Source organism: Asticcacaulis sp. DW145, from assembly GCF_037101385.1.
Taxonomy (GTDB): domain Bacteria; phylum Pseudomonadota; class Alphaproteobacteria; order Caulobacterales; family Caulobacteraceae; genus Asticcacaulis; species Asticcacaulis currens.
Genome location: NZ_AP029025.1, coordinates 1311838 through 1330651, shown reverse-complemented (window position 1 = coordinate 1330651; position 18814 = coordinate 1311838). Strand labels below are relative to the sequence as shown.

Sequence of the window (18814 nt, the reverse complement as noted above, 5' to 3'; positions counted from 1 at the left end):
GAATCATTCCGCTCAAGCCGCCATTGAGGCGGCGGCCAAGGCGGCGCAGCCGCCGCCCGGCGAGGGGCTAAACAAAAATCTAGATCATCATGTTTCTACCAGAAATCATAATGATCTAGTCAGGAGATACGCCATGACCCTCAACATAAATCTGACGCCGCGTCTCGAAGATATGGTGCGTGAGAAAGTCGCGGGCGGCCTGTATAATAATGCCAGCGAAGTGATCCGCGATGCGCTGCGCCTGATGGAAGCCAATGATCGGTTTCAGGCGGCCAAACTTGAGGCGTTGCGCGAGTCGATCCGTGAAGGCATCGAAAGTGGTTCAGCAGGGGAACTGGATATCGAAGCCATCAAGGCAAAAGGTCGCGCCAGAGCGAAATGACCCGGATTTTAAAGACGGCACGGGCGGAAGATGATCTCGAAGCCCTGTGGCTTTATACCAAGGGTCATTGGAAATGACTCTTGGTATTCCGTTCGAGAATTTCTCATGTAGCTGATACATATGAGAAATTCTCGAGTTTTCAACGGCCGGATGCGGTCAGCATCTTCGGCCGTTGGTATTATATTCCCAAAGATCGTCCTGACGCTGCGGATAAGATGCTGGATCGCATTGCCGAAACGCTTAGAAAGTTGTCTTTGCATCCCGACATGGGGCGACCCCGACCGGAACTCTACGCTGAGCTGCGCAGCTTTCCGATCCGGCCCTATGTGCTTTATTATCGTCCTGTAGAGCAGGGTATCGAACTGGTGCGGGTATTGAATGCCGCTCGCGATATGCCTGCCGCCTTTGAAGCTTAACCGAAGCGGCCGCCGATATAGTCGGAGGTGCGTTCGACCTTCGGCTTGACGAACAGTTCTTCGGTTGGGCCGTATTCGACCATCTTACCCAGATACATGAAGCCCGTATAGTCCGACAGGCGCGCCGCCTGTTGCAGGTTATGGGTCACGATGATGATGGTCAGGTCGCGCTTCAGCTCTTCCAGCGTGTCTTCCAGCTTGGCCGTCGAAATGGGGTCGAGCGCCGAGGCCGGTTCGTCGAGCAGCAGGATTTCCGGCTCAACCGCGATGCCGCGGGCGACGCACAGACGCTGCTGCTGACCGCCCGAAAGCGACAGGCCGGACTTGGTCAGCTTGTCCTTCACCTCGTCCCACAGCGCGGCGCGGCGCAGGGCCTTTTCGACCACCTCGTCCATCTGCGATTTCGACTTCTTGTGGTACAGCTTCACGCCGAAGGCCACATTGTCATAGATCGACATGGGGAAGGGGGTCGGCTTCTGGAAGACCATGCCGACGCGGGCGCGTAAGCTGGTCAGATCGACCTTGGGGCCCAGAATGTTCTCGCCATCGACCAGAATCTCGCCTTCGGCCCGCTGACCCGGATAGAGGTCATAGATGCGATTCATGGTGCGCAGCAGGGTGGACTTGCCGCAGCCCGACGGACCGATCAGGGCGGTGATGCCGTTGCGCTTGACCGGCATGGAGACGCCGAACAGCGACTGATGCGTGCCGTAGTAGAAGTTGAGGTTCCGCGTTTCCAGCACAAGCTGATCGGCCGGGGGCGGGGTGATGACGCTTTGGAAATCGGTGTCGGACATGACGAGGCCTTACTTGTGATCTTTGTCGCGGGCGAGCCAGCGCCCCAGAATGTTGACGCCCAGAACCGCCAGCGTAATCAGCAGCGCCCCGGCCCAGGCGAGGGTGTTCCACGTCTCGTAGGGGCTCATGGCGAAGGGATAGATGGCGCCCGGCAGGCTGGCGAATGGCTTCGACATGTCGAAGCTCAGGAACTGGTTGTTGAGGGCGGTAAACAGCAGCGGCGCGGTTTCACCCGAAATACGCGCAAAGCCCAAGAGGCCGCCGGTCAGCATACCCGCCCCGGCCGCCTTCCAGATGATGCTGCGCACCGTGACCCATTGAGAGGCCCCCAGCGCCATACCGGCTTCGCGCAGGGCATTGGGCTGAAGGTTCAGGATGTCTTCGGTGGTGCGGGTCACGATGGGCGTGGCGAGGATGCCGAGCGCGATCGCCCCGGCCCAGCCGGAGAAGCCGCCCATGGGGACCACGACCCACCAGTAGACGAACAGCCCGATCAGGATGGACGGGGCCGACAGAAGCACGTCATTGAGGAAGCGCACGACGTGGCCATAGGGGGTGTTGCCGCCGATTTCGGCCAGCCACGTCCCGGCCAGCACGCCGATAACCACGGCAATCATCATGGCGACGCCGCACATCAGAATGGAGCCGACAATGGCGTTGCGCAGGCCGCCGGGCGAGTCCGGGGCAGGGGTGTCGGCGGTGAACAGCATCAGGTCCACCCCGCCGACGCCCTTGGTCAGCAGCGAGAACATGATCAGGGCCAGCGCGGCGAGAGCGACCAGCGCGGCCCCGGTGCAGATAACGACGAAGGCCTGATTGGCGAATTTGCGGCGAAGGGCGCGATCCATGCTCTTGCCTCCCTTAGTAACGCTGCGAGGACAGGAGCGCCCTGGCGATGGCCAGAACGGTGAAGGTAATCAGGAACAGCACCAGACCCAGCGCGATCAGCGAGGCGAGGTGGACGCCCGAGGCTTCGTTGAACTCATTGGCGATGGTCGAGGCCAGCGTCGAGCCCGAAGCGAACAGCGAGTCCGGGAAGCGGTGCGAATTGCCGATGATGAAGGTGACGGCCATGGTCTCACCCAGAGCGCGGCCGAAGCCCAGCATGACCACGCCGATCATGCCCTTCTTGACGTAGGGGATCAGCACCGAGCCCACCACTTCGTAGGAGGTGCAGCCGAGGCCGAAGGCGGCTTCGCGCACCTGCGGCGGGATCGAGCGGAACAACTCACGGAAGACCGCCGACATATAGGGCAGGATCATGATGGCCAGCACGATGGAGGCCGTGAAGATATTGGCCCCGTTGGGCACACCGGCCAGCAGCTTGCCCCAGAAGCTTTCGGGGTCGAGGCTGGTCAGAATGGGCAGTTGCACCGTGCGCGCAAACCACGGCGCGAAGACGAACAGGCCCCACATGCCATAGACGATGGAGGGGATGCCGGCCAGAAGCTCAATGGCGGTCGAAACCGGCTGGGCGATGGCCTTGGGGCAATACTGGGTCAGAAAGACCGAGACGCAGACGGCGATGGGCAGGGCAATGGCCAGAGACAGCACTGCCGTGATCAGCGTGCCGACGATGGGACCGGCGGCCCCATAGACCTCGGTGACCGGGTTCCACGTGCTGGAGGTCAGGAAGCCGAAGCCGAACTTGGAGATGGCGGGCCAGCCGCCGATCATCAGGGCGACGATCAGGCCGCCCAGAGTCAGGAGCAGGGTCGTCGCCGCCGCGAAGGCGAGGCCGCGGAAGATCGGGTCAACGGGATCAGGGTGGCGGGCGCTCTGAAGAGACATTGGGGTTTCCATAAGCTTACTGAGCGGAGGCGGCAGAGGCCGCCACGGCGGGGGCGGCGGTGGCCGGGGTATAGACCGGCTTACCGTCCGGACCGGTGATCTGCGACCACTGGGCGCGCATCATCTGCTTCACCTCAGGGGGCAGGGGGACGTAGTGCATCTTGGTCGCCAGGGCGTCGCCATTGGTATAGGCCCAGTCGAAGAAGGTGAGGGCGGCGCGGCCGCTGGCCGGCTTGTCCTGCTTTTTGTGCATGACGATGAAGACGGTACCGGTGATCGGCCACGCCTGAGCCCCCGGCTGATCGAGGAGCAGAAGCTGATTGCCGGGCGCGTGCGCCCAGTCGGCACCCGCTGCAGCGGCGGCAAAGGCTTCGATGGACGGGGCGATCATATGGCCGTCGTGGTTTTGCATATTGACGACGGCGGTGCCGGTGCGGGCGGCGACGGCGAATTCGACATAGCCGATGGAGCCAAGGGTCTGCTTGACGAAGGCCGAAACGCCTTCATTGCCCTTGCCGCCCAGGCCCACCGGCCATTCCAGCGCGTCCGAGGCCCCGACCTCTGCCTTCCACGTCGGGCTGACCTTGGCCAGATAGTTGGAAAAGAGGAAGGTGGTGCCCGACCCGTCGGCGCGGTGGATGACCGTGATCGGCAGGTGCGGCAGTTTGAGGCCCGGATTGAGGGCGCGGATGGGCGCGTCGTCCCAGCGCTTCACCTTACCCATATAGATATCGGCCAGAAGCGGGCCGGTCAGGTTGAGCTGGCCGCTCTTGATATCGGGCAGGTTGACGATGGGCACGATGCCCCCCATGACGATGGGGAATTGCAGCAGGCCGGATTCGTCGAGATCGGCAGGCTTGACCGGCTTGTCCGTCGCGCCGAAATCGACCGTTTTCACCTTGATCTGACGCACACCGCCGCCGGAGCCGATCGACTGATAGTTCAGACGGATGCCGGTGGTGTCCTTATAGGTTTCGGCCCACTTGGCCCCCAGCGGCGCAAAAAAGGTCGAACCCGCACCGGTGATGTCGCCCGCCGCCGGCGCGTCCTTGCCTTCAGCGGTCGCCGCACCCTTGTCCGAGCACGCGGTCAGCAGGAGCAGCGCGCCAAGCGCCAGGGCGAAGGGTTTGAACATCTACTCGTCTCCGATGATCCGACGAACACGCTTCCGGTGAGGATGACGTATCCGAATCCAACCACCGGTAAATCACCGCTGCGTTAAACAAATATGACGCAAGGGTAAACGGCAGGCGGCGCTGTGAAGCTGAGGCGGCGTTACAACAGTTTTATGACAGTTGTGTGAATGTCGCCAGAGGGGCGACTGGTCTAAACCGCCCGCACGGCGCGCAGGAAGGTGTCCACCGCGCTGTTGAGGCGCGCGGTTTCTTCGGCCAGATGCGCCGATTCCGCGCTGACGCAGGCGGCGGTCTGGTCGGTTTCATCGGCGGAGCGATGCACAAGTTGCAGGGTGCGGCCCACGGCCTGAGCGTCGGTGGCGGTCTGTTCGATGGTTTCGCCGATGCGGGCGGTCAGGCCGGTCTGCGCCTCGACGGCCTGAGCGACGTCTTGCGCCGTGCGGCCCATATCCGTGATGATGCTGCGGATGGCCCCGACGCTGTCCACCGTGTCGCGCGTCGCCGACTGAATGTCCTGAATCTGGCTGGTGATGCGGCGGGTCGCTTCGGCGACGCGTCCAGAGAGGGTCTTGACCTCGGCGGCCACCACGGCAAAGCCGCGCCCGGCGGCCCCGGCACGGGCGGATTCGATGGTGGCGTTCAGCGCCAGCAGGTTGATCTGACCGGCAATGTCGTCGATCAGCCCGATAATGTCGGTGATCTGCGCGGAGCGGGCCGAGAGCGAATCGAGCTTGGCCGCCGCGTCGGCGGACCGGTGCGCCGCTTCGTGAGCAATGGCGTCCGAGCGGGCGCTGCGTTCGGCAATATCGCGGATGGCGAGGCTCAGGGCCTGCGCCGCTTCGGCAACGTGGCGGGCGCGCTCCTGCGTGTTGCGCGTCGCCGTGGCGGCGGTTTCGACGCCTTCGCGGGTACGGATGGCGATTTCCGAGACATCGGCGGCGCGTTCGTGCAGACCCTCCACGGCCTGTCTCACACCGTCGAGAATACGGCAGGCGGTCTGTTCAAAGGCGGTAGCGGCGTCCGACATAGCGGTGCGGCGGCTGGCCTCGGCCTGAAGCGCCGTGTGTTCGGCGCGCAGGCGGTCGTGCTCCATGGCCTGCAATTGCTGCGAACGGGCGGCGTTTTCCTGACGCACGCGCTCCGCCGCATGGCGGTGGCGTCCGACCATCAGCCCGGCCGCAATGGCCGCCAGTGCGGCGACGCCCAGACCGATGAGCAGGGCGTTGCGGATGCCTTCCAGACGTTTCAGATAGGCGTCCACGCGGATATCGACCCCGACCAGACCGACAAATTGCCCCTTGTCCACCAGCGGCGCATAGCCCGACAGGAAGGTGCCCCATTTGTCCGTATAGGTTTCCGCCTCGACCTGCGGAGCCTGGGTCTCAAAGGCCTTTTCAAGCACGGGGGTGCGGTTGTCATAGGTTTCCATCACGCCGGTCGGCACGATCTGATCGCCGGGCTTGGGGATGGAGGCGTCCATGATGAAGTGGGTCTTACCGTCCACGCGGATCATGGTGTAGATGTAGGCGAGGTCCGGATTGCCGCGCAGCAGGGCGAAATAGGGGGCGCGCACGTGCTCGTAATCGGCATTGCCCTGATCTTCGGGGCGGGTGATGCGGGCGTGGGCGGTGGTGTCGGTCAGTTGCGCCGCGCTGACAGCAACGCGCATCAGATTGGTGCGGACTTCGTTTTTCAGCGCCGAAGAGGCGGTCAGATAGACCGCCAGACCGGTGACGGCGGCGGCGGCAAACAGGGTGCAACCGGCAATCAGCCCGTCGCGCCAGCCCGCGCTCCACCCGATACCCAGACGTTTAAGCATAGCCGCCCCCCACATCCCGCCCGCGCACGTCTGTGCCGGCTCGTTTTCTGAACTGAACGTCCAGTAACCGTTCGTTTTTTAATGGAGGGTTAAGCCGGCAGGTGCTGAGCCCCAAAAGCTGTTTATGGTGCTATTTTGCCGGGTGAAGCCGCGTTATTTCAGTATGAAGAGCACTTTCAGCACTTCGCGCAGTTCGCTGGCCAGCGCTTCGCGGTCGATGTCGGGATTGGAAACGGCGCGGATCATCATACCGTCGAACAACATGCCGATGATTTCGCCGCGCGCATCCATCCGCTTGCGGTCGCATCCTGGATTGAGGCGGTCGCAGAGGTTGCGGCCCAGTTCGCGCTCCTGCACGTCGGCGGCCTGAACGATAGCGGCAACGCGCGGATTGCGCGCCGCTTCGGCCAGCACCTCAAGCGCCAGAGCGCTCTTGTCCGGGCCATATTTGTGGTCCAGCGCGAAGTCCACGGTGAGCAGGATCTGATCCAGCAACTGATCGTCCGGCGTGTCGTCCCATTCGGCGAACTTGGCGCGCATTTCGGCCAGATCGTTGGCGACGATGGCTTCAATAATGGCTTCTTTATTCGCAAAGTAGCGATAAATAACGCCGACACTCATTCTGGCTTCGGCGGCGATGTCGGCCATGGAGGCACCGTGAAAGCCGGAGCGTCTGACGCAGCGCAGCGTAGCGTCGAGAATTTGCTGGCGCCGCTCCTCACGGCTTTGGCGCGACCGCGGTGCGACAGGGGAATCGGTAAGAGGGGACTTCAAAGCTGTACTGTTCATCCGCGGTGGCAAACCCTTCGTAGATAAGGGAGTTAACATTTTTTAATGTTATCTCTGCGCTTGACATACACCAAAAAGCCGCGTAAGGCCAGAAAAAATGAGAATGATCGTTCACTCTCATTTCATGCTGACACTTTCTTGCGCCTAGGTGCGACAGGTGTAGGGCTTGTTTTGCGTTGCACACTTTGATCTGCGCCGACGTATAAGGCGGCATTTACAAGTGACAGAGTTCAGAGGTCGGAGGCGCTCAGCCTCTCTGGCCGCTGCTATGATATTTCGTTCCGGAGAGAACCCGCATGAGATCGCAATCCCCCCTTATGAAATCCGCAGCGGTGGTGCTGGCGCTTGGCCTCACCCTCACGGCCTGCGGCAAAAAGGAAGGCGGCCCCGGGGCGGGCGGCATGGGCATGGGCGGGCCGACCGAGGTCGGGATCGTCGTGGTGGCCTCTGAGCCGGTCAATCTGACGACCGAGCTGTCGGGTCGGACCTCGGCCTACCTTCTGTCGGAAGTGCGTCCGCAGGTCAGCGGCATCGTCAAGGCGCGCCTGTTCACCGAAGGCAGCTATGTCAAGGCGGGTCAGCCCCTCTATCAGATCGACGCCGCGCCGTTTCAGGCCTCCTACGCTCAGGCGCAGGCCACCGTCGCGCAGGCCGAAGCCAATCTGACGGCGGCGCGCCTCAAGGCCGAGCGCTATGCCGAGCTGGTCAAGATCAACGCCGTGTCGAAGCAGGACAATGACGACGCGCAGGCGCAGTACGCTCAGGCCAGGGCGACCGTCGCCGCCGGTCAGGCCGCGCTGCAAACCGCCGGCATCAATGTCGGCTACACCAAGGTCATGGCCCCTATTTCGGGTCGTATCGGCAAGTCGAACGTCACGCCGGGTGCTCTGGTCACGGCGGCGCAGGCGACCGAGCTGACGCGCATCCAGAATATCGACAATATCTATCTCGACATCAATCAGTCGGTGACGGAGCTGATGGCGCTAAAGCGTGCGGCGGCGGCGGGTCAGATCGGCGAAGCGACGACGGCGGATGTCGAACTGGTCCTCGAAGACGGTACGGTCTATCCGCTCAAGGGCAAGCTGCAATTCTCGGACGTCAGCGTCGATGAATCGACCGGCACCGTGACGCTGCGCGCCCTGTTCCCCAACCCCAACGGCGTCCTGCTGCCGGGCATGTATGCCAAGGCGCGCATCGTGTCGGGCGTGGTCGGTAACGGCATTTTGGTGCCGCAGCCGGCGGTGACGCGCGATCCGAAGGGCAATGCCACGGTCATGGTGGTGTCGAAGGACAACAAGGCCGAGCCGCGCCCGATCAAGGTGGCGCAGACGGTCGGTGACAAGTGGCTGGTGACCGAAGGCTTGCAGGCGGGTGACAAGGTGATCGTGGAGGGTCTTCAGAAGATCCGCCCCGAAGCGCCGGTCAAACCCGTCAGCGTCGGCGCGGCCAAGGAAGCTCCGGCGGCCGCGGGTTCTGCTCAAAAAGCTAAGTAATTCAAGCGTTTTAAATAAAGGACTGACGATGCGACGCCCGAAGTGTGTCCGTCGTCAGCCCTGATACTCCGGTCCCGGCCTGTGTTGGCCTGCTTTCTCCGTTTCATCGGGCGGGACCAGACCTCCATCTGCCAGACCTCCATCTGACTGCATCCGTTCCTGCAAAGGCACCGTCATGATCTCGCGTTTCTTTATCCACAGACCGATCTTCGCCTGGGTGGTGGCCATCGTCATCATGATGGCGGGCCTTCTGTCCATCGCCAACCTGCCGATCGCCCAGTATCCGCAGATCGCCCTGCCGCAGGTGTCGGTCAGCGCCTTCTATCCGGGCGCTTCGGCCAAGACGGTCGAAGACTCGGTGACCCAGATCGTCGAGCAGCAGATGAAGGGCATTGACGGCCTTCTCTACATGAACTCGACCTCGGATTCGAGCGGTGCGGCGACCATCACCCTGACCTTCAAGGCGGGGACCAATCCCGACATTGCGCAGGTTCAGGTGCAGAACAAGCTGCAATCGGCGACGCCGCTCCTGCCGCAGGAGGTGCAGCAGCAGGGCCTGACCGTGGCCAAGGCGACCTCCAGCTTCCTGATGGTCGTCGGGCTTTATTCGGAAGACCCCAATGTCTCCGAGCATGACCTTGGCGACTATATGTCCTCGACCCTGGTCGATCAGCTCAGCCGCGTCGATGGCGTCGGCACCATCCAGAACTTCGGGGCCCAGTACGCCATGCGTATCTGGCTCGATCCGGCCAAGCTGACCAGCTACAGCCTGACGCCGACCGACGTGATGAACGCCATCCGCGCCCAGAACACGCAGGTCTCCGCCGGGCAACTGGGCGGTCTGCCCGCCGTGAAGGGCACGGTGCTCAACGCCACGATCACGGCACAATCGCGTCTGACCCGCATCGAACAGTTCCGCAACATCATCCTCAAGAACACCGCCGGCGGGGCCGTGGTGAAGCTGGAGGACGTGGCGCGTGTTGAGCTGGGGGCGCAGCAATATACCGGGGCGGTGAAGTTCAATGGCCGTGAAGCGACGGGTGTCGCCATCAGCCTGGCCACCGGGGCCAATGCGCTGAACACCGCCAATGCCGTGAAGGCCAAGATGGTCGAGCTGGAGAAGAACTTCCCCAAAGGGTACCGCTATGTGGTCCCCTTCGACACGACGCCATTTATCGAGCTGTCGATCCATGAGGTCGTGAAGACCCTGATCGAAGCCGTGGTGCTCGTCTTCGTCGTCATGTTCCTCTTCCTGCAAAACTGGCGCGCCACCATCATCCCGACCATCGCCGTGCCGGTGGTGTTGCTGGGGACGTTCGGCGTGCTGGCGGCCTTTGGCTATTCGATCAATACCCTGACCTTGTTCGGGCTGGTGCTGGCCATCGGTCTGCTGGTCGATGACGCCATCGTCGTGGTGGAAAACGTCGAGCGCGTCATGCACGACGAAAAGCTGCCGCCTATGGCCGCGACCATCAAGTCGATGGAGGAGATCACCGGGGCCCTGATCGGTATTGCGCTGGTCCTGTCGGCGGTGTTCATCCCCATGGCCTTCTTCGGCGGCTCGCAGGGCGTGATTTATCGTCAGTTCTCGATCACCATCGTTTCGGCTATGGCCCTGTCGGTGGTGGTGGCCCTGATCCTCACCCCGGCCCTGTGCGCCACCCTGCTCAAGGCGTCGGACGCCGACCATTCGCAAAAGAAGGGCTTTTTCGGCTGGTTCAACCGCAACTTTGACCGCATGGCCAATGGCTACCGCAACACGGTGGGCAAGATCCTCAATCAGGGTGGCCGTTACATGATCGTCTTTGCGGTGATCGTCGGCCTGATGGCCTTCCTGTTCACCCGCATCCCGACCTCCTTCCTGCCGGATGAGGATCAGGGCATCCTGTTTACCCTTGTCCAGCTTCCGCCAGGGGCGACGGACGAGCGTACCGGTCAGGTCATGGATCAGGTCGGCGCGCACTTTGCCAAGGACAGCGCCGTGGAATCGGCCTTTACGGTCAGTGGCTTCTCGTTTGCCGGGATCGGTCAGAACGCGGGTATGGCCTTCGTCCGCCTCAAGCCGTTCGAAGAGCGTAAATCGGCCGACATGAAGGCGCCCGCCGTCGCCGGGCGTGCCATGGGAGCGTTCAGCCAGTTCCGGGATGCCATGGCCTTCGCCATCATCCCGCCGGCCGTCTCCGAACTCGGCAACTCGTCAGGCTTCGACCTTCAGCTGAAGGATGTCGGGGGTCTGGGTCACGAAGCCCTGCTCAATGCCCGTAATCAGGTGCTGGGTATGGCGGCGCAGAATCCGTCGCTGATGGCGGTGCGTCCTAACGGCATGGAAGACACGCCGGAACTGAAGCTCGATATTGATCAGGTCGCCGCCGGTGCCATGGGCGTCAGCCTCAGCGATGTCAATGCCACGCTTTCGACCGCGATGGGCGGGGCCTATGTCAACGACTTCATCGACCGCAACCGCGTCAAGAAGGTATTTGTGCAGGCCGATGCGCCCTTCCGCATGAAGCCGGAGGATCTGAACCAGTGGTATGTGCGTAATGCACAGGGCCAGATGGTGCCGATGTCGGCCTTCACGACCGCGCACTGGGCCTACGGCTCGCCGCGACTGGAGCGCTATAACGGCGCGCCGTCGATGAATATTCAGGGTATGGCCGCACCGGGCAAGTCGTCGGGTCAGGCCATGGCCGAGATGGAGAAGATCATCGCGCAACTGCCCCCCGGCATCAGCTATGAATGGACCGGCCTGTCGCTTCAGGAGAAGCAGTCCGGTGCGCAAGCCCCCATGCTCTACGCCCTGTCGATCTTCGTCGTCTTTATCCTGTTGGCCGCCCTCTATGAGAGCTGGTCGATCCCGGTGGCCATCGTCATGGTCATTCCGCTGGGGGTGCTGGGGGCGTTGATTGCCACCCTGCTGCGCGGCCTGTCGAACGACATCTACCTTCAGGTGGCCCTCTTGACCATCATCGGTCTGTCGGCGAAGAACGCCATCCTTATCGTCGAGTTTGCCAAGCATAACCACGAAAGCGGCATGAATCTGATCGACGCCACGCTTCAGGCGGCCCGCGTCCGCCTGCGCCCGATCATCATGACCTCCATGGCCTTTACCTTCGGCATCCTGCCGCTCTTCTTCGCCAATGGCGCGGGGTCGGGCAGCCAGAACGCCATCGGTACGGGTCTGGTCGGCGGCATCCTGTCGGCCACCTTCCTGGCGGTGTTCTTTATTCCGCTTTTCTTTGTCATCATTGAAAAGATGTTCAAGGCGGACGAAAAGCACCTTAAGACTCTGGCGGCGGAGCGCGAAGCTCTGGCGGCGCTGGAACAGTCGCGTCACAACCGTGAGGACCACTAATGACTAGCTCGCTTAAACTCGGTCTGATGCTCCCGGCCACGGCTCTGGTCCTCAGCGCCTGTACGATGGCGCCGAAATATGAGCGCGGCACCCTGCCGGTGGCCGATCAGTTCCCGACCCCCGCCACCGCGCAGGGGGCCTCGGCAGAAACCCTGCCGTGGCAAAAGGTCTTCCTCGACCCGCGCCTGCAAAGCGTCATCTATGAGGCGCTGGTCAATAACCGCGACCTGCGCATCGCCACCCTCAATGCCGAGCGCGTGCGCGCCCAGTACAGCGTGCAGCGCGCCGGCCTGTTCCCCGGTGTCAATGGCACAGTCAGCGGTCGTCAGGCTAAGGAAACTCCGGATAGCTATAGCGCCGATGTCGGGGCTTCGTGGGAGTTGGACCTGTTCGGACGGGTGCGATCGCTGAGCAATGCTGCGCTCAACACCTATTTCGCCTCGGCTGAAAATCAGAAGGCGGCAAAGGTGTCGCTGATTGCGTCGGTGGCGACGGCGTGGCTGACCCTGGGCGCCGATCAGGAGCAGTTGCGCCTGTCGCGTGAGACCCTGCGTCTGCGCGAAGAGAGCCTGTCCCTGACGCAAAAGCGTTTCGACCTCGGTGCCACCGACGCGCTGGGCCTGCGTCAGGAGCAGACCCTGACCGAACAGGCGCGCGCCGACGTGGCGCAACTGGAAGCGCTGGTGCAGCAGGACAAGAACGCCCTGCGCCTGCTGGTCGGGGTGGAGGTCGATGCCGCCAACCTGCCCGATGCCCTGCCGGAAAATGCCGTGCTGAGCGACCTGCCGGTCGGCCTGCCGTCGGACGTCCTGCTGAAGCGCCCGGACGTGGTGGCCGCCGAATTCGATCTGAAGGCTGCCAACGCCAATATCGGGGCGGCGCGCGCCGCCTTCTTCCCGCGCATCTCGCTGACCGGCGCGGTGGGCAAGGCCTCTACCGATCTTAACAACCTGTTTGACGGGGCCGACACCTGGAGCTTTGCGCCGTCGATCTCGGTGCCGATCTTTGCCGGAGGGGCCAATGTCGCCGGGCTGGAAGGCTCGAAAAAGGCGCGTGATATCGCGCTTGCCACCTATGAAAAGTCGATCCAGACCGCGTTCCGCGATGTGGCCGACGCTCTGGCTGTGCGTTCGACCATCGACACCCGCCTGACGGCCCAGACCCGTGTGGTCGAGGCGGCCAGCGAAACCGAGGCCCTGTCGCGCGCCCGTTTTGACCGCGGTGTGGATTCGCGTCTGACCCTGACCGACGCCCAACGCACCCTCTATGGCGCGCAGCAGGGGCTGATCACGACGCGCCTGACCCGCGTGCTGAACCTGACGCGGCTCTATTCGGCCACCGGCGGAGGCCTGCAATAGAGCGGTTTGCCGTTTGCGCTTTGACCGCCTGAGAGACTATAGATACCGGTCTCTCAGGCGGTTTTTTTATGATCTCACTCAATCCTCATCTGACCCTTACGGTACAGTCTCTGGGTCAGGAGGCCCAGCCTCTGGTCATTGTCGATGAGGTGCTGACCGATCCGCAGGCCCTGATCGCCGAGGCCGATGCCGCGGCCTTTCGCACGCCGGCACCCGGATCGCGCTATCCGGGTCTCAACGCGCCCCTGCCCGATGCCTATAAGGCGGTGGTGGCGACGGCGCTTCTGCCCCGCCTGTTGCCGATTTTTGGCGTGACGCCTCAGCCGTTGCCCCTGTTCGGCTTTTTCGGGGTGGCGACGCAAGGGGGGGCCGATATGGCCGTGCGTCAGGCCGCGCCGCATATCGACGCCTTCAATCTCAACAGCTTTGCCAGCGTCCATTATCTGTTTGCAGGTGATCTGGGCGGGACGGCCTTTTTCCGCCACCGCGCCAGCGGGCATGAGCTGATCACCCCCAGCCGCAGCTATAGTTTTGAGCGCGCGCGGCGGCTGGAACTGGACGGCTTCGAAGGGACAGGTGCTGCGGCGCGGGGGCAATTCTACGAAGAGATTGCCGCGGTCGAGCCGCGTCTCAACCGGCTGATCTTCTACCGCGCCGGGCAGATACATTACGGCGAGGTGCGGTCAGACGAGGGGCGGCGTCTGACGGCCAATCTGTTTTTTGGTATCCGATAGCTATCCCGAAGCGCATTCCGAAAAGTGTGCAAGGGCTTTGAAATCAAAGGCGCGATAACACAAAACGTCAGACGAAAATCAGGCCTCGCGCCGCCGCAGTTCCGCCGACGGCGCAAAGCGCCGCAGATAGTCTTCGTGGGCGGGCAGGGTGTCGGCACGGCTTTCCACCATCTTGCGCCAGCGGCTCATATGCAGGCGCAGGTCGGTGGGGTCCACGCTGTCCACGGCCGGGTGAACGGCTTTGGGCAGCAGTCCCTGACCCATCAGGACGGCCAGCCAGCTCGTGTCGCGGAACAGCTCCGGGTCGCGCGCCACCACAATCGCCGTTTCCCGGAACATCTCGAGCCGCTCTTTCAGGCTGTCGGGCATGTCCATGGCCTGCACCCACTGCCAGAACGGCGTGTCGTCGCGCTCGCTCACCTTATAGTGGGCGATCAGGAAGTCTTTGATATTGTTATAATCGAACAGCACCTCCTTATTGTACTGCGCGACGACCGACGGCACGATGCCGGTGCGGGGGAACAGGGCCAGAAGGCGCGTAATGCCTGACTGCACCAGATGGAGGGCGGTCGATTCCAGCGGTTCGAGGAAGCCGGAGGCAAGACCGAGCGCTACCACATTCTTGTCCCAGACGCGCTTGCGGTGGCCGGTGACAAATTTCAGCAGGCGCGGATCGGCCAGAGGGGCGCCGTCCAGACAGCCCAGCAGACGCGCCCTGGCGTCTTCGACGCTGATGAACTGATCGGAGAAGACATAGCCATTGCCCGTGCGGTGTTGCAGCGGGATGCGCCAGGTCCAGCCGGCTTCGCGGGCCGTGGCGCGGGTGTAGGGGGTGATGTCGGCGACGCGCTCACACGGCACGGCCACGGCGCTGTTCATCGGCAGCCAGCGCGACCAGTCTTCGTAGCCGCAGTTCAGCGCCCCTTCGATCAGCAGGCCGCGAAAGCCGGAGCAGTCGATGAACAGATCGCCTTCGAGGCGGCGGCCATCGGCGGTGACGACCGCCGTGACAAATCCGGTTTCCGGATGCTGTTCGACGCTGACGATGCGGCCTTCGTGGCGGATGACGCCGCGTTCGGCGCTGTAATTGCGCAGGAATTTGGCATAGAGGACGGCGTCGAATTGAAAGGCATAGTTCAGGTTCGGCTTGTCGCCTTCCGACATCAGATGCCCGAAGCGGCCCTTATAGGCGGCGACGGTCTCCAGATTATACTGCGTATAGTCATAGTCCCCGCCGCGACGCCACCAGTCGGCCAGCCAGTAATGGTGGAAGGGGAAGCTCTCGATTTCCCGCCCGCTGTGGCCAAAGGGGTGGAAATAGCTGTGGCCGCGGGCGCGCCAATCGACGAACTCGATCCCCAGCTTGTAGGTGGCGTGGGTTTCGCGCACGAAGGTGGCTTCGTCTATGCCCAGAAAGTCGTTAAATTTGAGGATGGGTGGAATGGTGGCTTCGCCGACGCCGACAATGCCGATTTCCTCCGACTCGATCAGATCAATCTCCAGCGCGTCGCCCAGCGCCTTGGACAGGCCTGCCGCGGCCATCCACCCGGCGCTGCCGCCGCCGACAATCACAATCTTCCTGATGGTCTGTTGCATCCGATAAACCCTATACAGTCGCTGCCCGTGATACGGCATCCGGGGTGGGCATGGTTTCAACCTGTTTGCGCACATAGCCGAGAACGCTCTGGAAATGGCGGATCAGGTCAGGTTCGGCGATCTGATCCGCGCGCACATCATAGGCGGCGGGCAGGCGGCCGTGACCCAGACAGGCCGCGATCCACCACGCCTCGTCGAAGGTTTCCTCATCATACATCGGCATGTGCCCGCAGGCGGAGAACAGCTCCAGCCGGTAGGCCAGTTCCGGCGGCAGGCTCTGACTGCGCAGACGGTCCCAGACGGGCTGGTCGCGGCGCTTGTTGAGGCTGTAGAGGAGGATCTGCGCGTCGCGCAGGCGCGCATAGACCTGAGCCACCGTGCGGTTATAGACGGCGCTTTCGAGGCCGCCCGTATCCAGCGGGAACAGGGCCGTCAGGTGCGACAGGCCAAACAGCAGGGCGGGCATACGCGCACTGCCCAGGGGGTCGAGCACGGCGGCGGCGTCGCCCAGACCGATGACATTGCCCGACCAGGCGCGGCGCTGCCCCGCCTCAAACGGCGTGACGGTGGCCTGCGGATTGAGGCTGACCCTGGCGACAGTGGCGGCGGCTTCAAACGCTTCGTCGTCGGACAGCTCATCGGTGGTGTACACCTGTTGCAGGGCCGTGTAGTCGCGCAGCGGAAACAGTCCGGTCCAGCCCGAACGGAAGGCGGTAATCTGCGCAAAGACCGGGAGCGGCGTAGCGGGGGCGGCATAGCTGGTCAGCAGGCGGTCGAACGGCAGCCAGTGCCGCCACGAGGTGAAGCCGGTCTCCGGCATCTGGCTGAGCAGGCGGGCCTCGCTGCCGGTGGTGTCGATAAATAGATCGCCTTCGACGGTCTGGCCATCGGACAGGACCACGGCGGACATCTGCGCGCCCTGCACGACCGGCGAGACGTGCGCCGCCGGCAGATGACGGACGCCGCGTTTGAGGGCCACCTGACGCAGCATTTCGCCATAGGGGGCCGCCGGCAGATGATAGCCGCGCCCGGCCTCGGCAAAGCCGCTCAGCTCCGCCTCGCGCGTCAGCAGGCGGCCGTGTTTGGCGCAGGCGGCGTTGATGGCGAAATCTTCATAGGCCACCGACAGGCCAGAGGCGCGGGCGCGCAGCCACAGATGATGGAAGGGCACGTTTTGCACTGCCACGCCTGTGCTGGAATAGCCCACAAACACCGGGGGGGCGTTTTTGGCCCAGCCGACATATTGCTGACCCAGCGTAAAGGTGGCGCCCAGCGCCCGCATCAGCACCTCTTCCTCCAGCCCCAACTGGGCGTGGAAGCTGGCCTGACTGTCCAGCGTCGGCAGCACCTCGCCGGGGCGCAGCAGCGACGGCAGCTCGACGGCGGTAAAGCTCAGATCACTGCGCGCGAAGGTGCGCTGCAAGACCGCAGCGGTCAGCCACAGGGCTTCGTCGCGACCGACGATCACCACCTTGCGAACGGGACGGGGCGGGGCGTCAGTCATGGGTCACCCCGCTGTCCGGATCATAGCAGTGCCCGGCGACAAAGTCCGCGTGGCTGGGCAGAACGGCCAGATTGGCGTCGATCTTGCGCTTCAGGCGTTTCAGATAGTCGCGTATGCCGTCCTCCCCCAGACCGTCGGCCTGCGGGTCGAAGGCGGCGGGCATGACGTCCTGCCCCATGAAGACGGCGATCCAGCTCGCCGGTGAAAAGAGGCCGTCCTTATAGCGCTGCACATAGCCGCGATGGCGGAACAGGGCCATTTTTTCGCGCAGGCTGTCCGGCACCGGCATGGTGCGCACATAGTCCCACAGGGGGCCCTCACTGGCCGAATTGGCGTGGTAGTGCAGGATCAGGAAGTCGCGCACCCGCTCGTATTCGATGTCGATCAGGCGGTTGAATTCGCGCGCCAGCGCCGGGTCGAAGCGCGTGTCGGGCATCAGACGCATCAGGAAGGTCAGGGCGATCTGCGACAGGTAGATGCTGGTCGATTCCAGCGGCTCCAGAAAACCGGAGGCCAGCCCCAGCGCGATCACGTTCCTGTGCCATGACGCGGTCCGGCGACCGGCCTGAAAGCGCAGCAGGCGTGGCTCGGCTTGAGCCGGGGCATCGAGCGCGCCCAGAAGCACTTCACGCGCGCGGTCTTCCGTCGAAAAGCGGCTGGAGAAGACATAGCCGTTGCCGGTGCGGTGTTGCAGCGGGATGCGCCATGTCCACCCGGCTTCGCGGGCGGTGGCGCGTGTGTAGGGCGTCAGGTCGTCGGTACGTTCGCACGGCACGGCCAGAGCGCGGTCGCAGGGCAGCCACGGCGTCCAGTCTTCCCAGCCGAGGTTCAGGGCCTGACCGGCGATGACGGCGCGGAAACCGGAACAGTCGATAAACAAGTCGCCGTCCACGCTGCCGCCACTGGCGAGGGTCAGGCGTTCGACAAAGCCGGTTTCGGCGTTCTGATCGACGCCGGTGACCTGTCCTTCGATGCGCTGCACGCCGCGCGCCTCGCACCACTGGCGCAGGTAGCGGGCATAGAGGACCGCATCGAAATGGTAGGCATAGTCGTAGGTGGAGCGGATCGACTTCGGGTCTTCGACCGGAAAGTCAAAGCGGTTTTCGCGCGCCAGCCGGATGGGGAAGGCATAGTCTTCGATGGGGCCGGGGTCCATGAAGGTCCGCGCCTTCAGCCAGAGCTGGTGGAAGGGGATGCCGCCCGCCGACTGACCGTGCACGCCGAAGGGGTGGTGATAGCTCTGCGACGCCCCCCAGCCGCGAAACTCGATCCCCAGCTTGAAGGTGGCGTTGGTGGCCCGCATGAACTCGGCTTCGTCGAGGCCGAGCCAGGTGTTAAAATCGCGCACCTGCGGCAGGGTGGCTTCGCCGACGCCGACAATGCCGATCTCTTCGGACTCGATCAGGCGGATCGTGCAGGTGCCCGGCGCGAAGGCCCGGCTCAGCGCCGCCGCCGCCATCCAGCCGGAGGTGCCGCCACCCAGTATGGTGATATTGCGAAGGGGGGCCATGCCTGTCTCACCCGTGTTTGTTAGGAGGTTTTGCGCGTTTCTGAAGACAACGACCACACTTAAAGCAGGTTACGTTCCGTGTGAATGGAGACCTGTCTCCAGGCGGTTGCCTGATGGTGCTGTTTTCCCAAAACGA

Annotated in this window: 15 protein-coding genes; 6 read left to right on the top strand and 9 right to left on the bottom strand. The window is 63.3% G+C overall.

Translation table 11 applies throughout. The features are described 5' to 3' along the window. Positions 1–133: 133 nt before the first annotated feature. Positions 134–382 (top strand): type II toxin-antitoxin system ParD family antitoxin, encoded by a 249-nt coding sequence (locus AACH73_RS17210; RefSeq protein ID WP_272742406.1) that lies wholly within the window; start codon positions 134–136, stop codon positions 380–382. An 80-nt stretch (positions 383–462) separates the two neighbouring features. Beyond that, on the top strand, positions 463–798 hold the full coding sequence (locus AACH73_RS17205; RefSeq protein WP_338735971.1) for a type II toxin-antitoxin system RelE/ParE family toxin: 336 nt from the start codon (positions 463–465) through the stop codon (positions 796–798). On the opposite strand, the gene pstB is transcribed toward AACH73_RS17205, so the two are convergent. The 6 genes from pstB to AACH73_RS17175 all read right to left on the bottom strand — a co-directional run bounded on the left by pstB (position 795) and on the right by AACH73_RS17175 (position 7131). After that, positions 795–1595: a phosphate ABC transporter ATP-binding protein PstB gene (gene pstB, locus AACH73_RS17200; protein WP_272742404.1), complete on the bottom strand. Its 801-nt coding sequence runs from the start codon at positions 1593–1595 to the stop codon at positions 795–797. The genes AACH73_RS17205 and pstB overlap by 4 nt on opposite strands. A 9-nt stretch (positions 1596–1604) precedes the next feature. Then, a complete protein-coding gene (gene pstA, locus AACH73_RS17195) occupies positions 1605–2444 on the bottom strand; it encodes a phosphate ABC transporter permease PstA (protein WP_272742403.1) in 840 nt (279 codons plus the stop codon). Between the two features lie 13 nt (positions 2445–2457). After that, entirely contained in the window at positions 2458–3387 is a 930-nt protein-coding gene (gene pstC, locus AACH73_RS17190; protein ID WP_272742402.1) for a phosphate ABC transporter permease subunit PstC, read from the bottom strand. Positions 3388–3403: 16 nt separating this feature from the next. Beyond that, positions 3404–4522 carry a phosphate ABC transporter substrate-binding protein PstS gene (gene pstS / locus AACH73_RS17185; protein ID WP_338735969.1) on the bottom strand — a complete coding sequence of 373 codons (1119 nt, stop codon included), beginning with the start codon at positions 4520–4522 and terminating at the stop codon, positions 3404–3406. A gap of 191 nt (positions 4523–4713) precedes the next feature. After that, positions 4714–6342, bottom strand: a complete 1629-nt coding sequence (locus AACH73_RS17180; protein ID WP_272742400.1) for a methyl-accepting chemotaxis protein — start codon at positions 6340–6342, stop codon at positions 4714–4716. A gap of 153 nt (positions 6343–6495) precedes the next feature. Continuing rightward, positions 6496–7131, bottom strand: coding sequence for a TetR/AcrR family transcriptional regulator (locus tag AACH73_RS17175; RefSeq protein ID WP_272742399.1), 636 nt, complete (start codon positions 7129–7131; stop codon positions 6496–6498). A 296-nt stretch (positions 7132–7427) separates the two neighbouring features. Here AACH73_RS17175 and AACH73_RS17170 point away from each other — a divergent pair, with 296 nt between their 5' ends. The 4 genes from AACH73_RS17170 to AACH73_RS17155 all read left to right on the top strand — a co-directional run bounded on the left by AACH73_RS17170 (position 7428) and on the right by AACH73_RS17155 (position 14068). Then, positions 7428–8624, top strand: a complete 1197-nt coding sequence (locus AACH73_RS17170) for an efflux RND transporter periplasmic adaptor subunit (RefSeq protein WP_272742398.1) — start codon at positions 7428–7430, stop codon at positions 8622–8624. A 175-nt stretch (positions 8625–8799) separates the two neighbouring features. Further along, positions 8800–11976, top strand: a complete 3177-nt coding sequence (locus tag AACH73_RS17165) for an efflux RND transporter permease subunit (protein ID WP_272742397.1) — start codon at positions 8800–8802, stop codon at positions 11974–11976. Then, entirely contained in the window at positions 11976–13334 is a 1359-nt protein-coding gene (locus AACH73_RS17160) for an efflux transporter outer membrane subunit (protein ID WP_338735968.1), read from the top strand. The genes AACH73_RS17165 and AACH73_RS17160 overlap by 1 nt, the downstream gene beginning before the upstream one ends. A gap of 68 nt (positions 13335–13402) precedes the next feature. Continuing rightward, positions 13403–14068 carry a DUF6445 family protein gene (locus tag AACH73_RS17155; protein ID WP_272742395.1) on the top strand — a complete coding sequence of 222 codons (666 nt, stop codon included), beginning with the start codon at positions 13403–13405 and terminating at the stop codon, positions 14066–14068. A gap of 78 nt (positions 14069–14146) precedes the next feature. Here the strand turns inward: AACH73_RS17155 and AACH73_RS17150 are convergent, their stop codons facing one another. The 3 genes from AACH73_RS17150 to AACH73_RS17140 are packed head-to-tail and all read right to left on the bottom strand — an operon-like array spanning position 14147 to position 18678. Continuing rightward, positions 14147–15664, bottom strand: coding sequence for a tryptophan halogenase family protein (locus tag AACH73_RS17150; protein WP_338735966.1), 1518 nt, complete (start codon positions 15662–15664; stop codon positions 14147–14149). Between the two features lie 10 nt (positions 15665–15674). Next, complete coding sequence (locus AACH73_RS17145) at positions 15675–17168, bottom strand: tryptophan 7-halogenase (protein WP_272742393.1); 1494 nt, start codon at positions 17166–17168, stop codon at positions 15675–15677. Beyond that, positions 17161–18678 (bottom strand): tryptophan halogenase family protein, encoded by a 1518-nt coding sequence (locus AACH73_RS17140; protein ID WP_272742392.1) that lies wholly within the window; start codon positions 18676–18678, stop codon positions 17161–17163. The genes AACH73_RS17145 and AACH73_RS17140 overlap by 8 nt, the downstream gene beginning before the upstream one ends. Positions 18679–18814 lie beyond the last annotated feature (136 nt).